Origin of the sequence: Ruficoccus amylovorans, from assembly GCF_014230085.1 — a bacterium.
GTDB lineage: Bacteria > Verrucomicrobiota > Verrucomicrobiia > Opitutales > Cerasicoccaceae > Ruficoccus > Ruficoccus amylovorans.
Genome location: NZ_JACHVB010000013.1, coordinates 277,713 through 289,762, shown reverse-complemented (window position 1 = coordinate 289,762; position 12,050 = coordinate 277,713). Strand labels below are relative to the sequence as shown.

At 62.9% G+C, this 12,050-nt stretch carries 9 protein-coding genes; 4 read left to right on the top strand and 5 right to left on the bottom strand.

The window, feature by feature from the left end; translation table 11 throughout:
• Positions 1–104 precede the first annotated feature (104 nt).
• Genes H5P28_RS04435 through H5P28_RS04420 form a run of 4 tightly spaced genes read right to left on the bottom strand, consistent with a single transcriptional unit; the run spans position 105 to position 4,045 of the window.
• Positions 105–1,256: an extracellular solute-binding protein gene (locus tag H5P28_RS04435; RefSeq protein ID WP_185674504.1), complete on the bottom strand. Its 1,152-nt coding sequence runs from the start codon at positions 1,254–1,256 to the stop codon at positions 105–107.
• Positions 1,253–2,032, bottom strand: coding sequence for an enoyl-CoA hydratase/isomerase family protein (locus H5P28_RS04430; RefSeq protein ID WP_185674503.1), 780 nt, complete (start codon positions 2,030–2,032; stop codon positions 1,253–1,255). The genes H5P28_RS04435 and H5P28_RS04430 overlap by 4 nt, the downstream gene beginning before the upstream one ends.
• Positions 2,029–3,252, bottom strand: a complete 1,224-nt coding sequence (locus tag H5P28_RS04425) for a CaiB/BaiF CoA transferase family protein (protein WP_185674502.1) — start codon at positions 3,250–3,252, stop codon at positions 2,029–2,031. The genes H5P28_RS04430 and H5P28_RS04425 overlap by 4 nt, the downstream gene beginning before the upstream one ends.
• Positions 3,253–3,259: 7 nt before the next feature.
• Positions 3,260–4,045, bottom strand: coding sequence for an SDR family NAD(P)-dependent oxidoreductase (locus H5P28_RS04420; RefSeq protein WP_185674501.1), 786 nt, complete (start codon positions 4,043–4,045; stop codon positions 3,260–3,262).
• A gap of 167 nt (positions 4,046–4,212) precedes the next feature.
• Between H5P28_RS04420 and H5P28_RS04415 the strand changes: the two genes are divergently transcribed.
• The 3 genes from H5P28_RS04415 to H5P28_RS04405 all read left to right on the top strand — a co-directional run bounded on the left by H5P28_RS04415 (position 4,213) and on the right by H5P28_RS04405 (position 7,353).
• A complete protein-coding gene (locus tag H5P28_RS04415) occupies positions 4,213–5,274 on the top strand; it encodes a LacI family DNA-binding transcriptional regulator (protein ID WP_185674500.1) in 1,062 nt (353 codons plus the stop codon).
• The gene (locus H5P28_RS04410) at positions 5,271–6,356 is read left to right on the top strand and encodes a lactonase family protein (protein WP_185674499.1); all 1,086 of its coding nucleotides are present in this window, start codon (positions 5,271–5,273) and stop codon (positions 6,354–6,356) included. The genes H5P28_RS04415 and H5P28_RS04410 overlap by 4 nt, the downstream gene beginning before the upstream one ends.
• 142 nt (positions 6,357–6,498) lie before the next feature.
• Entirely contained in the window at positions 6,499–7,353 is an 855-nt protein-coding gene (locus H5P28_RS04405; RefSeq protein ID WP_185674498.1) for a LamG domain-containing protein, read from the top strand.
• A 416-nt stretch (positions 7,354–7,769) separates the two neighbouring features.
• On the opposite strand, the gene H5P28_RS04400 is transcribed toward H5P28_RS04405, so the two are convergent.
• Complete coding sequence (locus tag H5P28_RS04400; protein WP_185674497.1) at positions 7,770–8,516, bottom strand: LamG-like jellyroll fold domain-containing protein; 747 nt, start codon at positions 8,514–8,516, stop codon at positions 7,770–7,772.
• 295 nt (positions 8,517–8,811) lie between these two features.
• Between H5P28_RS04400 and H5P28_RS04395 the strand changes: the two genes are divergently transcribed.
• The gene (locus H5P28_RS04395) at positions 8,812–11,991 is read left to right on the top strand and encodes a DUF6259 domain-containing protein (RefSeq protein WP_185674496.1); all 3,180 of its coding nucleotides are present in this window, start codon (positions 8,812–8,814) and stop codon (positions 11,989–11,991) included.
• Positions 11,992–12,050 lie beyond the last annotated feature (59 nt).

Genomic DNA, 12,050 nt, shown 5'->3' with positions numbered 1-12,050 from the left:
CTGACGCCTGCGTTCCTACTCTTTCATGAGGAACCCCTTCGAACAAACTGAGATAGGTGAGCTTTCAGTTGTCTGCCTGAACCGTAAATACCTTAGGGACTGGATTATCGATGTCTTTCCAGGGCGCAAGCGTGATGCGCTTTCAGAATCACCGCCGCTGTCGTTTCGGGCGACTCTGCTTCGGTGAGGAAGCGGTGGATGCACTCGCCGAGCCATTCCTGGAACTGGGGCCAATAGGCGGCGCGGGGGCGCACGCTGGCTTGTTGGATCGTGGTGCGGGTCTGGGTGAAAAAGCCGCCCGCGATTTCGTCCGCCTGCGGGTTTTCCCAGGCGGCGAGGCTGGCGGGTTGTCCGCCTGCGGTGACGTAGCCGGACTTCTGAAACTCGCTCCCGCAGACAAAGGCGGCGTAGGCGGCCGCGACGCTCGGATGCTGACAGTGAGAAGAGACGGCGAGCCCGGCTCCTCCGAGCAGCGCGCGGGAGGCGCCGGGGATGGCGGCAAACCGCAGCCGGTGGGGGCGGTAGCCGGGGCGGGCGTAGTTGGTGTAACCGAAAAGCAGCGGAGCGTAGGCGATGGGGGCTCCTTTGCTCATGGCCTCAAACACGGCGATCGGGTTACAGGAAAGACAATCGGGATGGCAAACCCCGGCCAGCGTCCGTAACTGGCGTAGTGAATGTTCGATACGCGCGGGCGAAGCCAGCGCGGAGGCGTCGTCGGCGAAGCGGGCGCCGTTTTGCGCGCACAGGGTGAGGAAGCTGCACATCGCGTCGGTGGGGCAGAGGGCCATGCCGACGAATTGCCCGTTGGCCCGCAACTGCTTTGCCAGGGCGCTTACCTCCTCCCAGGTGTGCGGGAGCGCTTCGGCGGGCAGCAGGTCGGGGCGGGTCACGGCGACTTGACAGGCGGCATCCACCGGCAGGGCCCATGTATGACCGCCGAAGCGGTAGCTGGCGAAGGAGGGCCCCAGCGAATCCTGCGCAAACGCCGCCAACTGGTCGGCAGCGATGAATTCATCAAACGGCATCAGTGCGCCGGAGGCGGCGGCCACCCCGGCGTGGGGGTGGTCGATCACGAGCAGGTCGTAAGCGGCGGCGAGCTCGCGCAGGTCCGCGTCGCCGAAGTCCTTGAGCGAGCGCTTGTCCCACGTGATCCGGACCGGGTGATCCCGCCCGTAGGCTTCGGCCGAGGCAAGCAGCGGTGCATAGCCGCGGGGATGATCCCAGGTGATGCCGCGGAGGGTGATGGGCTCGCTCATGACCGGGCCTGCCGCTGAAGGCTGCGCTGGTAAAACGCCTGGATCTGCCGCTGCCCGGCTTCGGAGAGGTAGTAGCCCTCCAGCAGTTGGGTCTCCATCGCCAGGTGGGCGGCGTCCACGCCGCCCCAGGCCGCGTGGGCCAGTTGCTTGAGCATGCGCACGGGGGCGGGTTCGCGTTGAGCGATCTTTTGGGCAAAGTCCCGGACTTCTGCGGCGAACGTTTCCTTCGCAAAGACATGGTTGACCAGTCCCCAGTCCGCGAGCGTTCGCACCTCGACGGGCTCCCCGGTGACCAGCATCTCCAGGGCGCGGTTGAGGCCGATTTTTTTCGGCAGGCGTTGGGTGCCGCCGCCGCCGGGGATGAGATTGAGCTGGATCTCGGGCAGGCCGGCGCGGGCGCCGTCGGTGGCCAGGACGAGGTCGCAGGCCAGGGCGATCTCCAGCCCCCCGCCGAAGGCGTAGCCATTGACCGCGGCGATGACCGGGCAGCGGTGCCCCTCGATGGCGGCATAGACGGAGCGCCCGCGCGACTGGAAGCGGTTGAAGTCGGCGCGGCTCTGCTGCGCGTACTCGGTGATGTCGGCCCCGGCCATGAAGGCCTTGCCCGCGCCGGTGATGACGACCACGCGCACCTCCTCGTCGGTCTGCGTGTGCTCCAGCGCCTCCAGCAGCGCGTCCATCATGCGCGCGTTCATGGCGTTGAGCTTATCGGGCCGGTTAAAGGTGAGGGTGGCCACACGGTCTTCGACCGAAAGGAGGAGGGGAGTCTCGTTCATGGCTGGGAGGGGCTGGGAGTGAGTGCTTCGGTCGTCACCGTGCCCTTTTCGTAAAGCGCGTCGATCTGCTCGGGGCTGAGTCCGCACTCTTCGAGGATCTCCCGGCTGTGCTCGCCGATGAGCGGTGGTGGGCGGCGAATGTCGCCGGGCGTCTCGCTCATGCGAAAGGGAATGTCCGTCACGCGCAGGCGTCCGGCCTTGGGGTGCTCGATCTCGCGAAAGGCATGCAGGTGCCGCACCTGCGGATCGTCGGCGACGTCCTTTTGTTCGTTGACCGGGGCGACCCACAGGTCGAGCGCCAGCATGATGTCGAGCCACTCGGCGGTGGTGCGTGTGACGGTGACGGCCTCAATGGCGTGAAAAACCTCGTCGCGTTGGTCGAAGAGCACCTGCTGATCGTCGTAGCGCAGCAGGTCGGGCTCGCCGAGGGCTTCGACGACCTTCGGCCACGGGTTCATGGCGATGGACAGGTAGCCGTCGGCGGTGCGGTAGATGCCGAAGGGGGCGCCGTTGCCGGGATGAGCGATGCCCGAGTCGGGCCGCTCGAAACTGCGCCCGCCGTTGTGCACGGTGAAAAAGTCCTGCATGCAGTAGGCCAGCACGGATTGCAACAGGTTGACCTCGATGCGCTGGCCGTGGCCGGTTTTTTCGCGGTAATAGAGCGCGGCCAGCACGCTGTAAACGATGTGCAGTGCGCCGAGCTGGTCGCTGAGCGCCGTGCCCACGGCGACGGGGCCGTGGCTGCGCTGGCCGCTGGCCATGACCACGCCGGCCAGCCCCTGCACGAGCAGGTCCTGTCCGGGCCGGTCGCGGTAGGGGCCGTCCGGTCCCCAGCCGGTGGCCGAGCAATAGATGAGCCGCGGGTTAAGTTTGTGCAGGGCCTCGTACCCGTAGCCGAGGCGGTCCATCACGCCGGGCCGGAAGTTCTCCACGACGATGTCCGCCTCGCGGGCCAGGCGCTGAATGACGTCGGCGGCTTCCGGGCTTTTCAGGTCGAGGGCGAGGGAGCGCTTGTTGCGGTTGCAGGGCAGGAAGCACAGGCTCTCGTCGCCGCCGATCCATTCGTTAAAAAAGGTCAGCTTGCGGTAGATGTCCCCGCTGCCGGGCTTTTCGATCTTGATGACATCGGCGCCGAGGTCGCCGAGCATCTGCGTGGCGTAAGGGCCCTGGAGCAGTTGCGTGAAGTCCAGGACCTTGAGTCCTTCGAGGGCTTGGGGCATGGGAAAATTACTGTTCGGGTTCGTGGTAGCGGGGCAGGGTGCACAGACCGCCATCGACCTTGATGTCCTGTCCGGTGATGAAACTGGCGGCGTCGCTGGCCAGAAAAAGCGCGGCGGCGGCGACCTCGTCCGGTTCACCCATGCGCTCCATCGCGTGCATCGCGCTGAGGCGTTCGCGCAGCTGCGGCCCCTCTTCGCGCATGCGGCGTTCGTTCATCGGGGTGTTGATCGCGCCCGGCGAGAGCGCGTTGACGCGGATGCCGCGGGCGGCGAACTCGCCCGCGAGCTGCGTGGTCATGGCGAGCAGGCCGCCCTTGGCGGCGGCGTAGGCCGTCCAGTGCGGCCAGCTGCGGTGGGCCTGGGTGGAGGCCATGTTGATGATGCTGCCCACGCCTTTTGCCAGCATGTGGGGGAGCGCGGCGCGGATCGTCCGGAAGGCGCTGGTGAGGTTGGTGTTCAGCACGCGCTGCCAGTCCTCCTCGGACATGTCGGTGATCGTGCCACCGAGGGCGACGGCGGCGTTGTTGACTAAAATATCGCAGCCGCCCAGCTTTTCGACCGCCGTGGCGATCAAGTGCCCGACCTCGGCGCTGGAGGTTACATCGCAGGCAACGGCGCGCACCTCGACGGCGTACTGTTGCCGGATGGCCGCCGCCTCGCGCTCCAGCGCGGGCAGATCGATGTCGCCCATGGCGATACGGGCGCCCTCGCGGGCGAAGGTCTGGGCGATGGTGAGGCCGATGCCGTGGGCCGCGCCGGTGATCACGGCGGTTTTTCCGAGAAGCAGGCTCATGGGAAGTAACTTGGCGTTAAGGGGTGGAAATCGCAAGAGGTGGCGATTTCATACATGGGAAATGACGGTCAAAAGTGACCCTGTGGCCCAGTAAAACACGGATTTCTAATATGTGAACTCATTTAGGTTTTCCTTGGGCGATGGCGTGGGGTAGGTTTTGCGGTCATATGGCTCCGCGCAGGACACAACGGGACATCGCCGAACGGCTGGGCCTTCACGTCACGACCGTGTCGAAGGCGCTGCGCGGAGACGAGCGCATCGCCCAGGCCACCCGCGAGCGGATCCGGCGCGAAGCGGAAAACATCGGCTATGTGCCGGACCCGGCGCTGTCCTCGCTCATCGCCTACCGGCAGCGCAAAAGCACCGCCTATCGCGCCAGTATCGGCTGGATTTTCAACCATGACCGCCAGACCGACATGAGCATTTTTCCCGGCTACGCCGACATCCTGCGCGGGGCGCGGGAACGGGCCCGGCGGCTCGGGTACGCCGTGGATGAATTCTGGCTGCATGAGGACGGGCTCAGTGAAAAGCGCCTGGCCGCCATCCTCGACACCCGCCACATCGCGGGCGTGGTCATCGCGCCGCAGATGCGCCGGGGCACGCCTTTGCACTTGCCCTGGCACCGCCTGGCGGCGGTCAGCATCGGCCACACCCTGCTGGAGCCGGAGCTGCCGGTGGTGGCGACGGATCATTTCCGCGCCATGACCTCGCTGCTGGATACCCTCCGCAAGCGGGACTACCGCCGGATCGGGCTCGCTCTCTGGCGCGAGGACAACGAGCGGATGGACCGCCGGGCGCAGTCGGCCTTCCTGGCCTACAGCGAGGGGCTGGACGTGACGGTGGCGCTCTACGAGCAGTTGGAGCGGGAGCGCTTCCTGGACTGGGTAAACAAGCATGAACTGGACGCGGTGGTGGTGCGCGATGCGACCCCGCTGGACTGGCTGACGCAGGCGGGCTACCGCGTCCCGGAGCAAATCGGAGTCGCCGCCTACACCTTGCCCGGCGAGCACGCGCGCCTGTCCGGCATCTATCATAATCACGCCCGCGTCGGCGAACTGGCGGTGGACCGCTTGGCGCAGATGCTCCAGTTCGGTGAGCGTGGCTTGCCGGAATGCCCGGATCGGCTGCTGGTGTCGGCCAGTTGGCGCGAGGGCGGGACGGTACGTCTTTCCCCGGCCATGACGCATCCCTATGACAACAAAGGCCGTTTCACGGAGGAACTCGGATGAGCACGCCCGCCGGGGAGGTTTTGCACCTGTATGTCGGCAGCTACACCGAGGCGCCGTCACCGGCCCCCGCTCCCCAGGGCGCAGGGATCTCCGTCCTGGCTTTTTCGGAAAGGACGGGGGCGTTGGATCTCGTTGGAAGCGTGCCGGCGATCAACCCGAGCTACCTCGCTCTGAATGCGTCAGGAACCCATCTGTACGCGGTGCAGGAGCGTTCGCTCGAAGGCGGTCCCGCCGTCTGTGCCTACCGGATGGATGCGACTTCGTCTTTGCCCGTGCTGCTGAACGCTCAGCCGCTGCCGGATGGCTACCCGTGCCACCTGGCGGTGTCTCCGGATGGCCGCGAGCTCGCCGTTGCCTGCTATGAGGGGGGAAGTGTCTGCCTCCTGCCGATCGCCGAAGACGGGAAGCTGGGAGCCGTCAGCCAGGTGCTGCGCGCTTGCGGCAGCGGACCGCATCCAGTCCGGCAAGAGGGGCCGCATGCGCACATGGTTCACTACCTCGATGGCGATTCACTCCTGGCCACGGACCTGGGCACGGACTCGCTGCGAGCCTACCGGCGTGACGGCGCGGCGTGGAGCCTTGACGTTGCGCTCGCGTTGCCGCCGGGGAGCGGCACGCGCCACTTTGCCCGCCACCCTGACGGAAACCATCTAGCCGTGGTGGGGGAGTTGACGGGGGTTGTTTCTTTATTACGAAGGCATCACGGGCGCTGGGAACTGGTTGCGTCCGCGCGCACGCTGCCCGCGGATCACGCCGGGTCCATCAGTGCGGCCGCGATCCGTTTTTCCCCGGACGGCGGCGAACTCTACGTCTCTCACCGCGGGGGCAATGCCATTGCCCGACTTGATTGCAATATACTCACCGGCCATCTGCAACTGCGTGAGATGATCCCCTGTGCGGGCCGTTGCCCCCGCGACTTTATCCTGTCCCCTGATGGCAAGTGGCTGCTCGCGGCCGGTCAGGATTCCTCCACGATCGAGGTGTTGCGTCGCGAAGGCCGCGGCGGCGCGTGGATCGCGCAGCAGACATTCCCCCTCGGAACTCCGGTCTGTCTGGTTGGACGAGTTTTAGGCAGCATTTAGCTGACTGGGACAAGGGGGGGGAGGGATCTCTGCGCAGAGCAAAGTCCGGCTTGCATGATTCTGGAAAATTGCCTTGACGTTCTATTGACTGATATAATAGAAGAAATATCTATCATTGACTAACCCCAATTGAAACCTCCCTATGAAGAATAGAATCCCTCATATTCCGGCAGTGTTTGCCGCTTCTTTCGCTCTCACGGCGGTCGCTCTGCCAGAAGTGAGTGCTCAGACAACCTTGGCAGAGTGGATACTCTCGTATCCCTCCGGCACCGTGAACAGCGTGACCAGCACCGGCGACAATGCCACGACCGTAACTGCTCCCAGCGGCAACGAGCCGTCCGGGGCCATGTACGGCGAGTATGCCGGTACCAGCTTCAACCCTTCGGGTTCGGGCGACTGGTTGCAGTCCTCAGGCGTGGTGCCGTACCTGAATTTCGCTGCCAGCAGCGCCTTCACCATTGAGGCTTGGGTTTATGCTGAGTCCATTTCTTCGGTTGGACGGAATATTCTCAGTAACCGCACCGTTGGCTCTATCGACCCGACTAATCCCGGCTTCTCGCTCTATCAGCGTGGGACCGCTGCTGGTTCGGGTTCCGGTGAGCTTGGCTTTATTGTTGATTTCGGTTCTGCGGCCGTCGTGGTGAATTCGACGGGTACTGCGATGTCATTGGATACGTGGCACCATGTGGCTGTTACACGCACCGAGACAGGTGTCATCACTCTCTATCTGGATGGTAGTGTCGTCGGCCAGAATACAGCTTCCAATATTGGAGCAATCGTATCCCAAGACAGCACCTATATTGGTCGTGCCGCAAACAGTGGCGATGTAAACTCCATGTGGGATGGCGGGATCAATGTCGTACGGATATCGGATGCGGCGCTGGCACCAGCCAACTTTGTCGCGCTGCAGGCGGCAATCCCCGAGCCCTCGCAGTTCGCCGCGGCAGCCGCGTTGATGACGCTTCTGTTTGTTTATGTCCGCCGTCGGCGCAGCTAGAAGGTTTTTTAGTAATCCAAGTCAATCAATGGGTACCCTGTCCGAATGCTCGGGCAGGGTGCTTTGTTTTCCGCCGGCTCATCCTCCAGCGTAAGTAAGCGAGGTCTGGGCTGACACGTTATTAACCATCATGGACGTCGGAAAGCTGCCGCGTTGACACTGCTTAAAGCATTTTAATGTCAAAACCAGGTGATCCTTTGGGCGAAAAGGGGATGTTCCCGGGGGGAGGGGAAAAGCACGCGGGGTGTGGCTGTCACGACACTTGATGACCGCACGAAACCCGTGGTCATCGTGTTTTGGGGAAGCAACCGGTGGCAAGCTTGGTCCAGCGCGACTCGCCCTCAGACACAAACAAGCCCCGGAGCACGCGCTTCCGGGGCTTGACCGTATGTTATCCCTAAGCCGACCGGCTGAAGTTATTCAGCCCGGTTGGTCAGAAAATCCTTTGCGTACACGAACGCGTTCGAGACCCGTACCGCCTGGATGATGCCGTCAAAGTACCCGTCGGCGCTGGTGCTGTTGGCGGTGCGGCCAATGAAGAGAGGTTGGGGAGAGTGCAGGGGGCCATTCTGGGTGGTCTTTGCGCTGTCCACACTCTTGTGGTCCACCACGAGGTCGAGGCGGCCTTTCTCGTCGCGGCGTACAGCCAGATGATGCCAGGTGTCAGGTTCCAGCGGGGTGGTGGAGGTCAGGAATACATCCTGGTCTCCGAAATCAATAAACGCTCCGACTCCTCTTGCCCCTGACGATCCGGTGCCTCTGATCATGAGCGTTATGCCCGGCATTGCCGGGTCCTGGCTTTTGAAGGCGCGGTTGCTCAACATGGAGCGGCCACTGTCGGAGGTGCTGTGGTATTGGAACCAGAGTTCTATCGTGAACGGCTGGTTGGCCTCAAAGGCGAGTACATTGGTTGCCTCGCTCAGCAGCATTTGGCGCTTCGCCGCCGTAAAGCCGGCCGAGACGGTTTCTCCGGTCTGCACCGCTTCTGGCTCGAAGGCTACCGGAGAGGTCAGGGGTACCTGCTGGCTTCCCGTGCTGGTGGCCGTTTGGATAAGGCTGCCGGGCGTCTGGTTGGAGAAGGTCCATTCCATGACGGTTTCCGCTGCGAGCGCGGCTGGCAACAGCAGGCTGGCCAGGACGGTGGTCAAGAGGGTAGGGGGCATTGGATTTCTCATAATAGCTGGTTTAGATTGTATTGGGGGCATCATCTTTAGTTTGCGCTTTTAAAATATCAATAAAAATATCAGAAGTGGCTACAGGTACAATCGTATTGTAGCGCTGCATCTGGAGTTCTTATTGATATTTTAATTGACATTTCAGTGATTTGGGGATCCATACTGTCGTAACGATCGGCCTGTCCAACCCGCCCCTTGCGATGGCTAGTGCGGTCACGCGGCCATCGTTACGCTCGCCTCAGGCGCAGTGGACATATATGCTAACCCCTATTTGGATTCCGAAATGCATTACCCTCTGTCTTGTTTTTTTGCCGGTGTTTTTGTGCTGCTTCAGACGGCGCAAGCGGACACGGTGCGTACTCTGGAGGCCGACGGCTGGTCGGCGACGGTGGATGCTGGCACGCTCACCGGTTTGACTGGCCCTGACGGTCGCCCGTTGTGGGAGGCACCGTCGGCTCCGTATGGACCGGGGGTGGTGCTCGATGAGAAAACGCTCCGTGCCGCCCCGGGGGATGTGCGCTGGGGGGCTGATGGGACGGCGGTTGCCTCATCTTTTGCCGGTGTGGACGGACTGCGGGTAAACACGCGTTTTACTCTGGATGCCCAACGCAATGAGCTGGTGGTCGAGCAGGAGGCGTCCTCACCCCAGCCCGGACTGGCCGGGGTGGAGTGGTCGGTCGGCCCCCTTCCGCTGGAGAGTAAGATTATCATTCCGGCGGGAGGCGGTACCCAGATCGATGCGGATACTCCCGAGCGAGTCCTGTCTTTTAACTATCCCATGTTCTGGGAGGCGCAGCTGGCGATTGTTCAGATCACACCGGATAAGGGGTTTTACCTCTGGAGCGAAGACAGCGAACACTGTTTCAAGCGCCTGCAGCTCGTGCGCACGGATGCGGGCTGGATGATGAATCTGACGGTTTATAACTATGCACCTTTCGACACACTGACCACGGCCCGGACGCCCCCCTGGCGCATCGGGGTTTATCAGGGGGACTGGCGCGTGCCGGCCAAGGCCTACCGCGACTGGCGGGACGCGTTCATGCACCCCTTGCCGCTTACCCGACAGCAGCCCTCCTGGGTGGCGAACACGCGGGTGCAGGTGCTCAATGACGGCGATACGGATCGGCTGGAAGCGCTGGCCAAGCAGCTCGACCCTTCTCAGGTGTTGCTTTATATCCTGCATTGGCGAAAGCAGGAGTTTGACCGGGACTATCCGGAGTACTCGGAGTTCGCGCAGACTACCCTGCCGATGATCAAGCGCGCGCATGAGCTTGGGTTCCGCGTCATGCTGCATGTTAACCACTTTTCCGTCACGGATACGCATTCGAGCTTCCGCGAAAAGTACGCGGATGTGATCACGCGCAGCCCGTTTGGCCAGCATGAGATGCTCGCGTACAAAAATACCCGCATCAAGCCGCCGATTGTAAACTATTACGTGAATCCGGCCAGTCGGGCGTGGCGTGAGGATTTCGTTGGCCGGATGAAGGAGTTGGTTGAACTCAGTGGCGTTGATGCCTTGCACCTGGATCAGAATGTTCACGTGCATAATGACTATAACGGCCTCATCGATGGCATGACCTATGTCCAGGGCGTGCAGGCGCTTCACCGCGAGTTGCGCGAGGCGCTGCCCCAGGTTGCGCTTTGCGGCGAGGGCGTGAACGAGCTGACGTTCCCTTACTTGAGCTTTGCGCAGCGCACCGTGTGGTCGGCTATGCGGGGCACGATCGACCGTTCGAGTATCGGCAACGGGCACCCCGTCAGTGCCTACCTGTTCCGCCCCTATGTCAAGTTCGTGGGGTGGCCGGGGTATCCCTCGGGCTATGAGCAGCCGCAGCTCTACGCGGCCTGGTGGGAGGACTACCGCAGTTGGGGCGTGATCCCCTCGATCAAGGTCCTGCGGCGTGCCCCGGACGACCTGTTGGAACCGCAGGGGTTTTTCGAGCAGCAGATGGACGAGGCGCGCTTCTGGACGGAAAACCGCGTCGATCAGGACGTGGATGGCCGCTGGCCGCCGGACGTGGCATTCCCCTTTCTCACTGCGGACGGACGGCCGGTTTACCGCATGAAAGACCGCTCCACCCTTTGCGCCGGGGAGGAGATCAGCCGGACTTTGTCCGATATCACGGCGACGGATTTACCCGGCCATGTCGAAGGGTGGCTCTTTTATAACAAGGATGAGATCTTTGGTCTTAATCCGGTGCAATGGTACCCGTACTTCAAAGAGCCTCGCGATCTTTCGGCCTTCCACATTGAGCAGTTGCCCGAGGGGGTGCGCCCGGTGGCGGTGACCGCTTCGGTCGCCAGTCTGCTGGTCGAACTGGAGGCCGATGACTCCGGTGTGCTGGTGGACCTGGGGAATATGCCAGAGCGGTTGACCGGCGGGCTGCGTGACACCTCGGGGCAGGAAACCCTGCTGGAGTTGCCCATTGAGGGGCGCAGTAACGCCAGCTTGCTGGGCGGGGGCGGCGTCTTGCGCCTGACGCCTCCGGGGACCGCCCCCATGGATACGGATGCGGAGGGCGACCTGGTCAACAAGGCACAGGGGCTGGGAGAGGTCTTTGCACGTTGCACCTTGACCCTGCCGGAGGGGCCCGCGCAATTCCTCTCGGAGGTGGGCATGGACGGTCGGGCCGAGAAAAAGAGCGATGGCATGGACTTTACGGTCGTCGTCTCGGATGGTGAACGGACGGCTACGAAGACAGTCTTCACCGCCCTGGGCGCCCGTCAGCCGCTTAATCTCGATCTGGCACCGTTTGCCGGACGCGAGGTGACCGTCACCCTGTTGGCGGGAGCAGGTCCGGCCAATGACGCCACGAAGGACCAGGGCCTCTGGTATCATCCGCGCATTGTGACGTCTGCCCCGGGAGCAGAAGATTCCGCTCTGGCCTTTGTGTCGGGGAAGAGCCCGTGGCGCTGGTTGGCCGTGGACGGGGAGTTGATGGAGATCGCCCAACTGCCGCAGGAGGGTGATCGGCGATTGGCGTCCGGTTTGCCCACGCCCGATTGCTTGCTGTTTCTCGCGCAAGCGCCCTTTCCCGCCGAGGTGCCGGGGGTCCTGGATGAGGCGCCCGTGGCCTATACCGTCATGGACCGCTACGGTTACGTCGAGGGCGAGCGCGGCGGGCTGACGTTGCCGCGGCTGAGCCGGGCGATTGTTCCGGCTGGCTCGGTGGTTCGTGTAGATATCCCCTTGAGCCTGCAGGAGCTTACCTCTCCGGTCGTGGTGGAGATCGATCTGTCATTGGCGGCTCCGAGTCCCCAGCTCAAGCTGGAGTTGCGGTGGAACGGCCACCGGATCACGCTCCATCAAGAGGAAGAGGAGCCGGGCTCCTTTGTTTTCCGCAGTGAGCCGGTCGATATCCCGGGTGGTGTCGGCCTGCTGAGCCTGACTCTTGATGCCAAGGCCTGCCGCAGTGATGTCACATTGGCATCTCTGGAAGTGTTGATGGATACAGATTTTTGATATATCAATAGACATTTTATTGTGGACAGGCCGGCTTGTTTTTGTAATATATCTAGTAA